Annotated in this window: 12 protein-coding genes; 3 read left to right on the forward strand and 9 right to left on the reverse strand. The window is 52.0% G+C overall.

Annotation, left to right across the window (positions count from 1 at the left end):
• Window positions 1–145 precede the first annotated feature (145 nt).
• The 3 genes from bglX to ACESTD_RS02705 are packed head-to-tail and all read left to right on the forward strand — an operon-like array spanning window position 146 to window position 4,764.
• Complete coding sequence (gene bglX, locus ACESTD_RS02695) at window positions 146–2,482, forward strand: beta-glucosidase BglX (protein WP_373158665.1); 2,337 nt, start codon at window positions 146–148, stop codon at window positions 2,480–2,482.
• A gap of 39 nt (window positions 2,483–2,521) precedes the next feature.
• Complete coding sequence (locus ACESTD_RS02700; protein ID WP_195288341.1) at window positions 2,522–3,385, forward strand: endonuclease/exonuclease/phosphatase family protein; 864 nt, start codon at window positions 2,522–2,524, stop codon at window positions 3,383–3,385.
• A gap of 44 nt (window positions 3,386–3,429) precedes the next feature.
• A complete protein-coding gene (locus tag ACESTD_RS02705; protein WP_035447069.1) occupies window positions 3,430–4,764 on the forward strand; it encodes a glucoamylase family protein in 1,335 nt (444 codons plus the stop codon).
• Between the two features lie 87 nt (window positions 4,765–4,851).
• On the opposite strand, the gene ACESTD_RS02710 is transcribed toward ACESTD_RS02705, so the two are convergent.
• The 9 genes from ACESTD_RS02710 to ACESTD_RS02750 all read right to left on the reverse strand — a co-directional run bounded on the left by ACESTD_RS02710 (window position 4,852) and on the right by ACESTD_RS02750 (window position 16,642).
• Window positions 4,852–7,383 carry a TonB-dependent receptor domain-containing protein gene (locus ACESTD_RS02710; RefSeq protein WP_373158664.1) on the reverse strand — a complete coding sequence of 844 codons (2,532 nt, stop codon included), beginning with the start codon at window positions 7,381–7,383 and terminating at the stop codon, window positions 4,852–4,854.
• 150 nt (window positions 7,384–7,533) lie between these two features.
• Window positions 7,534–8,829 (reverse strand): DUF4010 domain-containing protein, encoded by a 1,296-nt coding sequence (locus ACESTD_RS02715; protein ID WP_005830344.1) that lies wholly within the window; start codon window positions 8,827–8,829, stop codon window positions 7,534–7,536.
• A gap of 34 nt (window positions 8,830–8,863) precedes the next feature.
• Window positions 8,864–9,331, reverse strand: coding sequence for a CYTH domain-containing protein (locus ACESTD_RS02720; protein WP_005834595.1), 468 nt, complete (start codon window positions 9,329–9,331; stop codon window positions 8,864–8,866).
• A 19-nt stretch (window positions 9,332–9,350) separates the two neighbouring features.
• Window positions 9,351–9,485, reverse strand: coding sequence for a hypothetical protein (locus tag ACESTD_RS02725; RefSeq protein ID WP_005830349.1), 135 nt, complete (start codon window positions 9,483–9,485; stop codon window positions 9,351–9,353).
• A gap of 80 nt (window positions 9,486–9,565) precedes the next feature.
• Window positions 9,566–10,681: a peptide chain release factor 2 gene (prfB, locus tag ACESTD_RS02730; RefSeq protein ID WP_005830350.1), complete on the reverse strand. Its 1,116-nt coding sequence runs from the start codon at window positions 10,679–10,681 to the stop codon at window positions 9,566–9,568.
• Window positions 10,682–10,795: 114 nt separating this feature from the next.
• Entirely contained in the window at window positions 10,796–11,548 is a 753-nt protein-coding gene (locus ACESTD_RS02735) for a carbohydrate-binding family 9-like protein (RefSeq protein WP_195288339.1), read from the reverse strand.
• Window positions 11,545–12,948, reverse strand: coding sequence for a family 10 glycosylhydrolase (locus tag ACESTD_RS02740; protein WP_005834590.1), 1,404 nt, complete (start codon window positions 12,946–12,948; stop codon window positions 11,545–11,547). The genes ACESTD_RS02735 and ACESTD_RS02740 overlap by 4 nt, the downstream gene beginning before the upstream one ends.
• 5 nt (window positions 12,949–12,953) lie before the next feature.
• A complete protein-coding gene (locus ACESTD_RS02745) occupies window positions 12,954–14,180 on the reverse strand; it encodes a hypothetical protein (RefSeq protein WP_373158663.1) in 1,227 nt (408 codons plus the stop codon).
• 11 nt (window positions 14,181–14,191) lie between these two features.
• On the reverse strand, window positions 14,192–16,642 hold the full coding sequence (locus ACESTD_RS02750) for a glycoside hydrolase family 9 protein (protein ID WP_005834585.1): 2,451 nt from the start codon (window positions 16,640–16,642) through the stop codon (window positions 14,192–14,194).
• Window positions 16,643–16,758 lie beyond the last annotated feature (116 nt).

Consider the following 16,758-nt stretch of genomic DNA (forward strand, 5'->3'; position numbering starts at 1 on the left):
CAGTAGCGCTGCAAACCGTTTGCAGTATCACTGCAGAGAAATTGCAGCACCGTTGCAAAGAAGTCATAGCGCTACTGCAATAGAGTGACGGCAATCTAAAAACAATGAAGGGAACATACTTACAAACAATTAATTCAATATGAATATGAAGAAAATTTTCAAGAGAACAAGTCTGCTGCTCGCGACCGCTTTAATAGGCGTCACCGCCACCGTGCAGGCGCAGAAGTCTCCGCAGGACATGGACCGCTTCATCGACGCACTGATGCGTCGGATGACTGTGGAAGAGAAAATCGGCCAGCTCAACCTGCCCGTGACCGGAGAGATCACTACCGGTCAGGCAAAGAACAGCGACGTGGCCAAGAAGATTGAGCAGGGGCTCGTGGGAGGGCTTTTCAATCTGAAAGGAGTGGCCAAGATACGCGACGTACAGAAACTGGCCGTAGAGAACTCCCGCCTGGGCATCCCCCTGCTGTTCGGCATGGATGTGATACATGGCTATGAGACCATCTTCCCCATCCCCCTCGGCCTCTCCTGCACGTGGAATATGGCAGCCATCAAGCAGTCTGCCCGCATAGCCGCTACAGAAGCCAGTGCCGACGGTATCTCATGGACATTCAGTCCGATGGTAGACATCAGCCGTGACCCACGCTGGGGACGTGTATCCGAGGGTTCGGGCGAAGACCCGTTCCTCGGAGGTGCCATCGCCCGCGCCATGGTGTTGGGGTATCAGGGAAAAGACCTGAACGACCAACTGAAACGGAACGACGAAATCATGGCATGCGTCAAGCACTTCGCACTGTACGGTGCCGGAGAAGCCGGACGCGACTACAACACCGTAGACATGAGCCGCAACCGCATGTTCAACGAATACATGTACCCCTATGAAGCAGCCGTCCATGCCGGAGTGGGCAGTGTAATGGCCTCTTTCAACGAAGTGGACGGTGTGCCCGCCACCGCCAACCGCTGGCTGATGACAGACGTGCTGCGCAAACAATGGGGCTTCAACGGTTTTGTGGTGACCGACTTTACCGGTATCTCCGAAATGGTGGAGCACGGCATCGGTGACCTGCAGACCGTTTCCGCCCGTGCGCTCAACGCCGGTGTGGACATGGATATGGTGAGCGAAGGTTTCGTGGGCACGTTGAAAAAGTCGCTCACCGAAGGCAAAATAACCATGAAGACGCTGGATGCAGCCTGCCGCCGCATCCTTGAAGCGAAATACAAGTTAGGGCTGTTCGATGACCCTTACAAATACTGCGACCTCAGCCGTCCCGCACGCGACATCTTCACGCGCGAGCACCGCGACGCCGCACGCCGGATTGCCGCCGAAAGCTTTGTGCTGCTGAAAAACGAACCTTTTGAGGGACAAGGCAAGAAGTCTTCTCGTCCCGTCCTTCCTTTGGAGAAGCAAGGCACCGTCGCCGTCATCGGCCCCCTGGGCAATACCCGCAGCAACATGCCCGGTACCTGGAGTGTTGCCGCACGCCTGGACGACTATCCCTCTCTGTACGAAGGATTGAAAGAAATGACAGCCGGCCGGGTGAACATCACCTACGCCAAAGGCAGCAACCTCATCGGTGATGTAGCCTACGAGGAACGCGCCACCCTATTCGGCCGATCGCTGAGCCGGGACAACCGTACGGATAAGGAACTGCTGGACGAAGCTTTGAAGGTGGCCTCCGGTGCCGACGTGATTGTAGCCGCCCTGGGCGAGTCTTCCGAAATGAGCGGTGAAAGCTCGAGCCGTACCGACCTCGATATCCCCGACGTGCAACGCACCCTGCTGGAAGCCTTGCTGAAGACCGGAAAGCCCGTTGTACTGACCCTCTTCACCGGCCGACCGCTGACGCTCACCTGGGAGCAGGAACATGTGCCCGCTATCTTGAACGTATGGTTCGGTGGCAGTGAAGCGGCATACGCCATCGGCGACGTACTGTTCGGTGACGTGAACCCAAGCGGTAAGCTGACCATGACTTTCCCGAAGAACGTAGGGCAGATACCTTTATTCTACAACCACAAGAATACCGGTCGCCCGCTGGCTGCCGGCAATTGGTTCGAGAAGTTCCGCAGCAACTATCTGGATGTGGACAATGAACCGCTGTATCCCTTCGGATACGGACTCTCATACACCACTTTCCAGTACAGCGACATCGCCCTCAGTACCCCGGTCATGGGACAAAATGGCTCCACCACTGCCGTAGTCACCGTGACCAATACCGGTAAGCGTGACGGTGCAGAAGTCGTGCAGCTCTATATCCGCGACCTCGTAGGCAGCATTACCCGCCCCGTACGCGAGCTGAAAGGCTTTGAAAAGGTGTTCCTGAAAGCGGGCGAAAGTAAGACCGTATCCTTCAAGATTACCCCTGAGCTGCTCCGCTTCTACGACTACGACCTCAACCACGTGGCCGAGCCGGGAGATTTCGATGTGATGATAGGTGGCAGCAGCCAGGCAGAAAAGACAGCCCGACTGACACTGAAATAAAATAAAATATTTAATATTGCACTCTAAAAACAAGAAAACATGAGATATACTACTTTACTCCTTTGTTTTTGCAGCATTCTGCTCCTTGGCAGCTGCAAGAGCCAGCCCTCCGCACAGAACGGACAGCCGCTGGAAGTGATGACGTTCAATGTCCGCCTGGATATTCCTTCGGACAGTGTAAACAACTGGAATTACCGCAAGGGTGACGCCTGCCGTATGATAGCCTACTACAGCCCCGACTTGCTGGGCATGCAGGAAGTGCTTCACAACCAAATGGAAGACCTAAAACGCGGGCTGCCGCAATACACAGCACTCGGTGTGGGGCGCGACGACGGCAAGGAAGCAGGCGAATACTGCCCGATATTCTTCCGGACCGACCGGTTTACACTGGTGGAATACGGCAATTTCTCCCTCAGCGAGCAACCCGAAACTATCGGCATCAAGGGCTGGGACGCTTCCTACAACCGTGTCACCACCTGGGCGATACTGCAGGAAAAGAACAACGGACAAAAGTTTGTATATTTCAACACCCATCTGGACAACGACGGAAAGACAGCCCGCAAAGAGGGCGTGCAACTCATTCTCGACAAAATCAAGGAGATAGCACCGGACATGCCCGCCATCATCACTGGTGACTTTAACTGTACGCCCGGTGAAGAACCTCTGCAAACGCTGGAAAAGGGAGGAATGGAAAATGCCGCAAAGACAGCTGCCGTCACCTACGGTCCGTCCTGGTCTTTCCATGACTTCGGCCGTCTGCCGGTGGAGGAACGCGTACTGCTGGACTATGTCTTCGTGACCAAAGGCGCAAAGATAGACCACTACCGCGTTATCCAAGACAAACCGGAGAACAGCTACCTTTCCGACCACTGTCCTATACTTGTTGAATTGACCGTGCAATGAATATAGATAAGTAAATGATAAAAAAACAAGTAAGCATTGGTACAATGAAAATACAATACTGTTTATTATTGTTCCTGCTGTTGCTCGGTTTCACGCAATGCAAAAGCCCCGCCGCCAAAGAAGACCGGCTGAGCGACGATGCCCTGATGGACACCGTACAGCGCCGTACCTTCAACTACTTCTGGGAAGGTGCCGAGCCCAACAGCGGACTGGCACGCGAACGCATCCACATGGACGGTGTCTATCCGGAGAACGACCAGAACGTAATCACGTCCGGCGGAAGCGGCTTCGGCATCATGGCCATACTTGCCGGTATAGACCGCGGCTATGTCACCCGCCAGGAAGGGCTGGAACGAATGGAGAAAATCGTCTCCTTCCTCGAAACCGCTGACCGTTTCCACGGTGCCTACCCGCACTGGTGGTATGGCGATACGGGCAAGGTGAAACCCTTCGGGCAGAAAGACAATGGCGGCGACCTGGTAGAAACAGCCTTCATCATGCAGGCGCTGCTCTCCGTCCACCAGTACTACATCGACGGTTCGCCCGCCGAGCAAGCCCTCGCCGCCCGCATCGACAAGTTGTGGCGCGAAGTGGACTGGAACTTCTACCGCCAGAACGGCCAGAACGTGCTCTATTGGCACTGGAGTCCGGAATACGGTTGGGAAATGAACTTTCCCGTACACGGTTACAACGAATGCCTCATCATGTATATCCTTGCCGCCGCCTCGCCTACCCACGGCGTGCCTGCAGCAGTCTATCACGAGGGCTGGGCGCAGAACGGGGCCATTGTAGACCCTCATAAAGTGGAGAATATCGAGTTGCATCTGCGCTATCAAGGCACAGAAGCCGGACCGCTCTTCTGGGCACAATACTCGTTTCTCGGCCTCGACCCCATCGGGCTGAAGGATGAATACTGCGCCAACTACTTCGACGAGATGCGTAACCTGACGCTTGTGAACCGTGCCTACTGTGTCCGCAACCCCAAGCACTACAAAGGTTTCGGGCCCGACTGCTGGGGACTGACAGCCAGCTACTCCGTCAACGGATATGCCGCCCACGCTCCCAACGAACGCGACGACCAGGGAGTCATCTCTCCAACTGCCGCCTTGTCATCCATCGTCTATACCCCGGAACAGTCGTTGCAAGTGATGCGTCACCTCTACGAGATGGGAGATAAGGTCTTCGGCCCCTATGGCTTCTACGATGCTTTCAGCGAAACGGACAACTGGTATCCGCAGCGCTACCTCGCCATTGACCAGGGCCCGATAGCCGTCATGCTCGAGAATTATCGGTCGGGACTGCTGTGGAAGCTCTTCATGAGTCATCCGGATGTGCAGAAAGGGTTGAAGGAGTTGGGGTTCTCAACAGTCAGCAAGTAACTTACTATCATAAAAAATCCCCTTCTGAAACTTGTATTCTCTGATGAATAGCGAGGTACAAGTTTCAGAAGGGGATGTATTTACAACCTATTCACCGCCGCCACCGGAACCACTGCCACCGCTCTTCACATCATCATTGCTGATAGTGCGCGCAGCCTTTTTCACGCTTGCCTTCAACTCACCGATACGGTAGCTGACGCTTATGCCGAAGCGTTGGCGGCTGTACTTATAATTGCTTTCCCGTATAAAACCGCTGCCTTCGGTGGTGGAGCTTTGGTCCATATACTTCTTGAAGAAGTTGCTGGCAAAGGCAGACAAGGTGAGGCGCTTGTCCAGGAAGGACTTGTTGACGCTCAAGCCATAATCAAAGAAGCTGCTGCCCTTACCTTGCAGCATAATCCACGGCGTCTGTCCGAAGACATTCAGACTGATGCTCCAGTCATGGGGCAGCGTCTGCTGTGCACCGCCGTAGGCAAAGAGGCTCCAGCCATCGTTACGCATGCCTTCACTGCCCTCCAGATAAGAGTAATTGCCGCTCATGTTCATGTAGATACGTGTACGTGGAGTGGCATTCCAGTTGACGTAGCCGTTCACACTGGCATAACGGGTCTTGCCGATGTTGGCATAGGTAGAATAAAGCACATCCTTGCCCGTGGGATTCTTCAATCCCTCAATCTCCGTATCGGGCATGAGCCTTGTCACATTCTCAATACTGTTGTTGGTAAACGAGTAACGGGCCGAGATATTGATGTTGAACTTCTGTGTGAAGTTACTGTAACTCAAGTTGAAAGCATGGCTCTTCTCGCTGTCCAGCTCCGGATTACCCTGGCTGATGTAGGAGGGGTCCGTATCATTCAGATAAGGATTCAGAGACCAGATTCCCGGACGATAGATACGCATGTTGTATCCTAAACGCAGATTGGACATATCCGTCAGCTTGTAGCCGATGGAAGCGGAAGGCACTACGTCGTCAAAGTTCTTTGTGAAATCCTCACCGCGGCCCACCAGATACTTCACATCTTGGATGGTATGCTCGTAGCGTAATCCCAAACGGCCCGAAAGTCTCTTCACCTTCAGTCCATATCCCAGATAGGCGGCGATAATATCGTTCAAATGCTTGTAGTGTGAGCTCTGGTCCTTGTTGTATTCATACTTTCCGGTATCGTCCGCATCAAAACGGTCGTCTTCGGAGGAGTTGTTGCGCAGAATGTACTTGGCACCTGCCTCCAATGTATGCAGCTTGCCGATAGGCGTGGTATAGTCGGCCTGGAACGTATGCTCCGTGGTATTCTGCTCACCGTCGTTATGCTGGTTCTTCAAACGGTTCAGATAGTCTGCCCAATCGGGGTTATAGCCATTGTCTATTTCATATTCCGTATAGGAATCCGACGTTTGCGGACGGGTGTTTATCTTGTAGGAGAACGTCAGCATGCGGTCCTTGACCTTGAACAGACGCTGGTAGTCGATACCTCCGTCGATGGAATACCAGGAAGACTTGCTGCGGTTGAAGGCAGAGTAGCTGTAAATGGGAGCAGCGTTTATGTTCTCCGGAAAAGTAGCGATGTAGTCCGTAGAGCCGTTACTCTTGTTCCCGCCGCCCCAAAGTCCGAAAGACATGGTGACCAGGCGTAATGTATCTATTTCGTAGCTGGCCTCCATGCTGCCCGACTGGAAAGAACCGTGTCCCTTGTTGCTGCCGTCATAGTCCAGATTGGAAGAATTCTCCGTAACAGCTTCCGGTGTCACATGCTGGCTACCACTGCTGTAGTTGCGGGGCTGGTCGTTGTAATTGTAATTGTAGCGGGCGCCGACGGTCAGCTTTCCGCTCTTTATGGTACCGAATGCCCCGCCGCCTGCACCGCGGTTGCTGACGTTGGCACTGAACGTAGCCGTATAGCCTTCGAGTCCGCTGCCCACGGTGACGATGTTCAGAATACCGCCCACACCCTCGGCGTCATACTTGGGGCCGGGATTGGTTATCACTTCAATATGCTTGATACTGTTTGCAGGCATACTTTTCAGCACTTCCGTCGGGTTGTTGCTCATCATGTTGTTGGGCTTTCCGTTGACATATACCTTAAAGCTGCTACTCCCGTTCACCTGAATATTGTCCTCGCCATCCACCGTTACCAACGGTACCTTGCGAAGCATTTCCAGCACGGAGTTCGACTGGGCGTCAGGGTCATCCTGCACATTGTACTCTATCTTGTCGATATCTGCCTTCACCAGAGGCTTCTGTGCCACTATTTCCACCTGCCCCAGCTCATTGGAGGCATCTACGATATACAGCGTGCCGAAGTCCACCAGCTTCTCCCCTGCCTTCACAGAAAAGTCCTTCACGATGGGAGTACGTCCCACGGAAGTGATGGTCATCACGAAGTTGCCCGTACCGGGTACTTTCTCCTGGAACTGGCCTTTCATGTCCGTTACCAGCATTTTCAGCGCCTTTGCAGGGGCCTCTTTCTTCACGATTTTAATGGTAGCATAAGGTTCACCCTCCTGGGTGAGTGAGTCGAGCAAAATTCCTTTAACCTGGAAAGAAGTGTTTGCCGTGTTTTGCGCTGCAAGCAGTCCCGAAATCATCAGCATCCATAGCAGCACAGTCCATTTTGTTCTCATTGCGTTTTTATATTTAGTGACTATTCATGTTTATTGTCTTGGTATTAGACGTTTCCCGTTCGAGTTTTGTCACAATGAATTCGGCAAAAATAGCCCCTTTTTCATGCATTTACGAGACTTTCGGAGTTAAAAAAGCAAAAAGAAAGCAATTTAGAGAAAATAGAAGAAAAGTAACAGACAGATATTTGCGGCAATAACAGAGCCGAATCCCCCCAATATCCACGGCCGCAAAGGGCTTTTTCCACCGGCAAAGAATAACGCGTAGCACATGTTTACCGCTATATTGCTGACAATAGCCTGCATGCTGCAAGCCGTAATCACCAGCACCGCCACACTGCCCGTTCCTTGAAGCAGGTTCAGGATGAAAGGAGTAATGTCACTGAACCCCGAAATGAAAGAGAGCAAGTTCAGTCCACCCGTGCCGGCATACACCAGCGTATAGTGGGTCAAGATAGTGAACACCACAAACAGCATGGCAAAAATCAGCGCTACCTTGAACTCCAACGGATTACTGCTGTCCTCGTCCTCCGTGGTCTGCGTGCCGTCGTCCACCCGTTTCCGCTTGGAATGCAGATACCATGCCACGGCTGCCGTTACCACCGACATTATCAGCAGGTAGGGATAAATGGCCAGTAGCGTCTCCCGGCTGAAAATACCTATCAATATCAAGAAACGGAGGAACATCATGCTGACCGCCAACAACATGGCTGCCACATATTCGGGAGCATCCTGCACAGAAGCCTTACGGCTCTTTCGCGCCAGTACGGAAATGGTAGCCGTGCTGCTGTACAAGCCTCCCACGATGCCCGAAACCAGAATGCCCGACTCATGGAAAACGTAACGCTTCAACAGATAAGAAAGGTAGGAAATGCCCGATACAACCACCGTGGCCAGCCAAATACTGTATGGCGTCAGGTTGATGCCGGGAATAAGATTCTCATTGGGCAGCATCGGCAGGATAATGCCGCTGATGGCAAGGAACTTGGCAAGCGTAATCATCTCGTCGTTCTTCATGCGCTGGGCCAGTTCCGTGAAGGTGTGTTTCAGCTCGGTGAAGAGCAGGACGGTCACTATGACCATGACGTAGAACCACGACGGCTGCGTGGCCACAATGGGAGCAATACAGTAGGTGATGAGTGCAATAATGATGGTGGTTACTCCGAACACATGGTACTGTGACTGCTTCACATAATAGTTCAGTCCGAGCAGCAGTCCCAGAATGGCTCCTCCTCCCATGAACAGACGATAGCCCGTAGGGTCGAGGATATAGAGCAGATAGCCCAGAATGCCTATAAAAGTGAAGGTGCGGTCGGTACCGAAAAGCGTAGTTTCCCCTTCGCGCTTCAAGCTGATTTTACGCTGTGAAAGCCCGATGAGTAAAGAGAATACAGTGACCAAAAGGAAGGTGACCAGTTCTCTTGGCAGGTAGTCGTAAAGTTTCTCCATGACGATTAAACAAGTACGGCATACAATTGGTTTGCTACCATGTGGTGAAAGGGTGTTTCATCAGTTGCGAGTTATAGTAGCGGACATCTCCCGTCACCTCCCGTCCGATGAATGCAGGTTTCACGAAAGGCTCGTCTTCCGAGGAGAGTTCCACCTCGGCCACAGTCAGTCCCTCATTCTCGCCATAGAATTCATCCACCTCAAAGACGTGCTGTCCGCTGCGCACCAGGTAACGGGTCTTGTCGATGATACCCGGTTCGCACAGCTTCAGCAATTCCCGCGCTTCGCACAGCGGAATTTCCTTTTCCCACTCGTAGCGGCTGGTTCCCGATTCATTGGATGCACCCTTGATGGTGAGAAATCCCCGTTCATCGCGGATGCGCACCCGTACTGTCCGTCCACGTACACTGCTGATGTATCCTTGTACGATACGGCTGTGTGCATACGCTTGTGGCTTGTATTCTCCCGTCACGAGGAATTTCCGTTCTATCTCCTGCGGCATGTCGTTTCCAGTGATTTTATCAGCCCCAGTAAGAGTAAGCCACAAACATGGCGATGACCAATACAATGGCTATTACTCCCATCGTCATCATCACTTTCTTGGCTTGTTGCTCTTCCTTCTGGCTGTGCATTGCTTTCTTTTTACTTTTTCCCATGGTGTGTTTTATAGTTTAAAGTTCAACGATGAACAAAGTAAGAAGAAATTCGGGAAGAATGCAAATGAAAGGGAGAAAATTTATTCGCCACTTCCTGCAAACTCCATCAGGTAAGCTTTGATAAAGCCGTCTATCTTTCCATCCATCACACCATTCACATCACTGGTCTGGAAGTTGGTACGGTGGTCCTTCACGCGGCGGTCGTCGAAGACGTAGCTACGAATCTGGCTACCCCATTCGATTTTCTTCTTACCGGCTTCCACCTTTGCCTGCTCGGCCATGCGGTGTTGGAGTTCCTTGTCGTAAAGCATGGAACGGAGAAGGCGGAGAGCGTTCTCGCGGTTCTTGGGCTGGTCTCGTGTCTCGGTATTTTCAATCAGGATTTCTTCCTCTTCGCCCGTATATGGATCCTTATACTGATAGCGCAGACGGACACCGGACTCTACCTTATTGACGTTCTGTCCACCGGCGCCACCACTTCGGAAGGTATCCCATGACATGCGGGCAGGTTCGATGTTCACCTCGATGGTATCATCTACCAAGGGAGTGACAAACACGGATGCAAAAGAAGTCATACGCTTGCCCTGGGCATTGTAGGGCGAAACACGCACCAAGCGGTGTACACCGTTCTCACCTTTCAGGTAGCCGTAGGCATAATCGCCGGAAATCTCGATGGTACAAGTCTTGATACCTGCCTCGTCTCCTTCCTGCAGGTTGGCGATGGTGGCCTTATAGCCGTGAGTCTCGGCATAGCGCAGATACATACGCATCAGCATGCTTGCCCAGTCCTGGCTCTCCGTACCACCGGCACCAGAGTTAATTTTCAGCACACAGTCCATCTGATCGGCTTCCTCGCGAAGCATATTCTTGAGTTCGAGGGCCTCGACAGCAGTGATTGCCTTGGCATAGGCATCGTCCACTTCCTCTTCAGTCACCAGTTCGTCTTTGTAAAAGTCGAAAGCCAGTTGTACCTCGTCAGTCAAGGTCTTTACCTCATTGTAGCCGGAAATCCATTGCTGCAAGCCTTTCACTTTCTTCATCTGAGCCTCGGCAGCCTTCTGGTCGTCCCAGAAACCGGGAGCCTGGGTGCGGAGCTGCTCTTCTTCCACCTGTATCTTCTTTCCTTCAATGTCCAGATAGCGGTTCAACGCCTCGGTACGTTCTTTGATATCTTTCAGTTGTTCTGCGGTAATCATATATGCATTTACAATTTAGGAAGTGCAAAGGTACAAAAAAACACATAATTCCGCAATTGTCAATCCAATAAGTAATGCTAACGGCAAATGATTCCACCAGAACACCCTAAAGATTTATTCAAAAGACAAGGTGCCGAAAAAGGCCGGACAGTGGAACATGGGGCGTTCCAGCCCGATAGGACTCCAAGAAAGGAAGTGGGGAGTCTGGAGTTTGTCACCACACTTGTAGAAATTCCCTTTCATTGTTTTTCCGTCCAGAGAACCGACGGAATGCTGGAAGAAAGCGGAAACGGGAATAACCATGGCCAGTTCCCAGCTGCACTCGCCCAAACGTTCCTCGAAAGGTTCGCCGGCCAACGAGCTCCAACGTTTCACCATGCCCAGCACCTCCTGACTCGCCGTAGGACGGCGCTCATTGACTGCACCTCCCTGAATCAGCAGCCTGCCGGCGCAGTTACATTCGAAATTGTAATAGCGGTCGTCACCTTCGGTAGATACGAAGAATTCCACACAAGCATCTTCCCATACCCGGCCATTGTCTCCGGAGGCCACTGCACGCACACTGGCTTCCTTCACTTTGTAGTGGAGCAGGATTTCGCGCCCCGTATGGGCTATGCGGAAACTCACTTCCGGCTTGTAGGGATAATCTTTCCAGTTGACCACATCAAGAGGCTGAAACTCTATCCCGTTCTCGTCCAGCAAGGACGGCACAGCCTCACCTTCCGGTGAAGCCGTACACATTACTTTCTTTACGGACAAGCTCTTTCCACTCTGGGCATTGCAACAAACCATGCCTACCATTGAAAACACCAAGAGCAGAAGGAGTTTGCTCCCGTAATCTCTCACTATCATAAAACGTCCTTTCATTTCTTATTAGTAGAAGCCTTGTCTGCTACTGCTACATCCCAACCGGAAACAACGTCGCCGTAAAGATAGAATGTCACGTCAAAAGTAGTCTTGCTATTCTCATCCACCACTTGGTAGCAGCGTGTCGCGTCATAGGAATCCACCTCCTTGTACTCGCCCAATGCCAGCGGAGCCGGCTCTTCCTTGCCGGCAGCCTTGGCTATGATTTGCTGCATGCGTTCCTGCATCAGCTTCATAATGCCTTCATGCTTGAAGGGGTCGGGATCCGCCACTTCGGGATGGGTAGCCTTTATCACCCCGCCATTGGCGGCACGCACGGCTCTGACACTGTCCGTATAAGCCTTGAACTGCCTCTTCACCTCCGGAGAACGCAGTCCATGAATGGTAAATACGGCAATTCCCTGGGCGCCGTTGTTGAGAGCGGCATCCATGCATTCGAACATCATCGGGCCGTCGGTGGCGGTCATGCCGCAGTACAGTGTAGTCATATCGTTCTTGTCGCGTACATTCTCAACCGTACAGTCGGAAATGAAGCTGGCATCGCCCGTATAGAAGGTATGGTAAACCATCGGGAACACGATGTCGAGATTCCATTTGCCCCAGTCCTGGCGCACCATGCGTGAAGCCATCTTCGGGGTGGGGAACGGGGAGGCAGCCATTGTCTTGCCGTAGGAGTGCACCACTTCGGCAATCATATTGGCCACTTCGGTTATCTGGTCGCAACGGAACTGGCGCCACTTCACATCGAGGGAAGGGTCTTCCTGCTCGCGGGGGTCATAACCGTACTGCTCCTTGAACAACCTGAGCATTTCCGGATGGTAACCGTAATCCCACGCAGCGTATTCACGGTCCTGCACAATGCCATAATGGGGCCACAAGGTGGTGGGAAGCACCACATCCACAAAACGATGATAGTCGATGGCAATGCCATTCAAGCCTTCCACTTCGCAGTAGGCCTTGATTTTTTCCTTGATGAACTCGCGGACTTCGGGCAATGCCGGGCAGAGAAACTTGTAATAGCCTACATAGGCGGTAGTGTCTGCCAGGCTCTTGCCGTTACGATTCACGCTGAACCATTCGGGATGCTCCTTCAATATCTTGTCACGGTCGTGTTCCAGATTCATGGTCCATAACCAGGCATACACTTCGATTCCGTGTTTATGGGCAACCGGTATGGCAGCCCGGTAATCGTCGGGAGTCGGCGCATTCAGCATAATTCCATCCATGCCGATGTCGTTCATCACTTGGCAGATGGAGTCGAAGTTCATGCCGGGACGATAGTCCAGCCACGTCCAGAACATGGGATATTCCTTGGTTGTTTTCTTAGCTCCCTGCTGGCACGAGAACATGCCCAGCGCAAGGAACAGCAGCAAGAATGCAGGTAAAAAGCTCTTTTTCATTCTATCTAAATTTTAAGTTTAACATGCAGTTTTTCCATCACCCAGGTAACGCCGATTACCACAAAGGCAAAACAAAGGCAGTTGACCAGCCCCATGAATCCATGTGTGAACCAGTCCGGCAGGACAACACCGGTCACATCAGCAAAGCCATAGAAGACATAAGGCACCAGATAAGTGGTCAGCGTAGCCGTTCCGGCAGGGCGTATCAGGTTGAACCAACCTGTGACCTGATGGCTGACCAGATAGCCGAGCAGTGTGTAGAGCCCCACGGAAATGGCAGACACATAGAACACCCAGGGAGGAGTGCCACCCATCTTGGCCACAATCCAGAAATGGTGTGTCCCAATTCCGACCAGCAGAAGCAGAACGGCAACCGTCAGCCCATTGCGGAGTTTCCAGCCGTCACCCTTGCCGGCATAGCGGGCGCTGAGAATGGAAAGGATGACACCTCCCATTGTAAATGCGGGCAAAGCCCCGTTGCCGATATGCAGGATGGACAACATGCCCTGATAGAAGTTGCGTTCGGGAAAGGCAAGGATAGCCTCACCGCCAAAGCCCTCGCGCAAAGGCGTACCCAGCAGGCATATCAGGATAAAGGCACCCCAGGCAGGCAGCAGATACTGCAACCGGTCACGGCTGAAGATATAGATTACGGCACATACCAGATAGGTCCAGCCGATGGAGCCCAATATTCCCCAATAGGCACCGAATACACCTCCCTGCGGATTGCGGAACGTGAAGGCAAGGTAAAGGAGAACCAATACTCCGATTATTTTAAAAGCACGGAAAAGGTTCTTCTGAGTGCCGGAAGCCGGTTTCGGATATTGGTTCCACACACCGATAAAGCCTATGGCCATCAGGAACCAGTATACTCCTATCGGATAGGGAGCTTCCGGTGAAAGCCGGAACTCCGAGTTCGTTATAAACGCCCCCATCACCAGCAAGGCAAAGGTGCGGGAAAGGATATGCCCCAAGGTGGACTCTGCCGAGAAGCCCTTGGCATATCTGCGCTCAATGGCGTAAGGTATGGACATTCCCACTGCAAACAAAAAGCAGGGGAATACAATATCCGCCAGTCCCATAAAATCCTCACCATAGACGGCATGTTCCAGCCAATGGGGTACGTCATGCACTTTCCAGAAGTCATTGACGAAAATCATGGTGAACATGGTCAACGCCCTCAGCATGTCAATGGCCGGATTGCGCCGTGAATAAACAGTCTTGTCACTCATATCATCTTGCTTTAGAATTCGGAAACCAACATCAGCCATCTGGCAGCCGAAGAGCCCCAGACTTCCTTATAAGTAGCCGTATTGAACTGCGGCCAGTAGGGAGCATCTTCATTGAAATAAGACTGCATACCTACGGGTATCTCTCCTACCGTTTCTCCGGGCAGTGCCGTATAGAGCTGCGGATAGTTGCTGCCCTCCCCATAAATCATGGACTGTCCGAAAGGATTCCTGCCTACAACCCAGAAGAGCTGCTGTTCTGCAATGTCTTTCAGTTCCTTGTCCTTCAGTACCCTGGCACAGATAGCGGCAGCTTTACCGGTAGACAAATGTACGGCAATATTTCCCTTAAACGAGAACCAGACGGGGAATATGCGCAAATAATGCTCTTTATCCAGACGGATACCGTTTTCGAGCTGTTCCTCGAAATCCTTATCGGCACCGCTGCGAATCCCTACCTGAACGGCGTAGAAGTTGGCGGAATCCTTCACTTCATCTTTGTGATAGATGCCACTGGGCACCATTCCATAAGGATATACATACTTCATGATATTCTTCAGATAACCGCCATAGAGTTTCATGGCACGAATCCACTGCTCATACTCGGCATGGCCGGACTGTGTCTCGCAAAGGGCGGCAAGGGCTTCCATATAGGCATAGTCGCGGGACTGGTGGGTATAGTGTACAATGGACTTCCTGGCCAAATCACGGTAGAAGAAGCCGCAGGTCTTGTCTTTGTCTTTCAGCGGTTCGGTGCGCTGGCACTGCAAGGTGTAGCGGATAGCCTTCACGGCCTCATCGGCATACTGCTGTTCGCCGGTCAGCTTGTAGAGCATGCTGGCTGCCCATGAAATATTGGCGTGATACTGGCTTTCGGATGCCATGGCGGCATGTCCCCCACCCTTCTTTATCAGTTCGGCAAAGCCCAACTCATTAAAGCGTTTCATGGCATAACCGAAGTCTTCCTTTGCAATCTTTTTCAGATTGCTCCTGAGGGCTTCATCCTTCTCAACCATCATGGAGGCATACGCTTCAATTCCTGCAAGCAGGAAGTTTTCCAAAGCTCCGTTATGGACAAGCAGTTCACGGCGGCCGGCATCGTCGTCGGTGCCTACCTCACCGTCAGTCCATAGATTGGTACCCCATGTCTGTGCACGGTAACCATCGCCCAGCCGGGTCTTCATCACATAGTCCATTCCCCACAAAGCCTCTTCCATCAGGCGGTTGTACAAGTCGACATTGCCTTTTTCTTTGGCGCGTTCGGCCATCAAGAGCAAGGAATAGGCTATTTCTCCCGTCTGTAAGGTCTGTTGGGACATGTCGGCAGCATCGTGCCATCCTCCGTTTATAGGAATAATATGTCCGTTGTAAGTGGCATGCAAGTCATTATGACAAGCCCCGTGCTTTCCGGGAACGGGATAACCGCAACGCTCGCAGAACAGGAAGTTCACCATACGCCAGGCAGAATCCTCCCACACATCCTGATGGATATAGAAAGGCAAGGTGGTGACATCCCCTACCTGAATGACGTAACGGCCTTGTGTCTTGAAGTCCGAGAAGTCTATCGTCTCGAACTCTCCCAGGCCGGTCTTTTCCTTACGAACAGGACCGGTATAAACGATGGCCTGCGTCGCGGCATCCTTCAACTGGAACTGTCCGCCGTGCTTTTCCACATTGACAATGGCGCTTTTGGGGCTCTCTATACTATAACCGGTAGTAGAGAAGATAATGCGGTTCTGTGCAGGCATCCAGCCTTTTACGGTTTCCGGGTTCTCCACCTTCTGAAGTTCCACGGCATCTACATCGAAGCGAAGGAAGTCGCCCATAGTACGTTCTTTGCCGAACACTTCGATGGCAAATGAAATCTTGGTTACCTTGTCGCGCGCCAGTCCAGACATCTCGACGAAGCATTCGTTCCATTGGTTATTTTTCAGATTGATTTCGTGGTAGCCTTCCCGACCGTAAATGTCGGGTACTTTTATTTCTCCGTCATTCTCCACATAAAGGTTGAGGTAGATGCTGCGTGCTCCTTCGCACGTGGGATAGATATAGAACTTCAGGCGGTTGTAACCTTCCCAGTTCACACCTCCTATATCATAAGAGGCCATGCAAGTACCGCGTCCCAACCCCCAGCCGAGAATCTTTTCCGGATGGGCGGGCGCTTCCAGGCGCAGGCTGTACTTGCCGGACTTGCTCCGTTCGTCAGTCAAACCAATCTTACCGATGCCCTTGTGCGACCATTTGGAGAAATCCTCCATATCACACAGCATCACAGTTTCCAACACTTTCTTTTTCAAGCCGAATGTCTCGAAAGCCTTTGTCTCGTCGAGCGGCAACGGACTGTGCACGTAGCCCGTGCTGACGATGTCGGCTTTCAACTTTTCATCTACTTGGGCATGAAGCAAAACAGCCGGGGCACAAAGCAGACCGGTCAACAAGCAGAGAGGTTTAATGAGTTTCTTCATAATATATTTTTTAAGATTAAATCAGGCTATTGAAAAATGGGGTTCAGTAGCCTGATTGTGCTAAGTTAAGAATTCCCCTTTATAGTAAGAACCGACGAGAAGGTTCAAACCCTAAT

It is taken from the genome of Bacteroides sp. AR20 (assembly GCF_964250605.1).
In the GTDB taxonomy this organism is placed as follows: domain Bacteria; phylum Bacteroidota; class Bacteroidia; order Bacteroidales; family Bacteroidaceae; genus Bacteroides; species Bacteroides uniformis.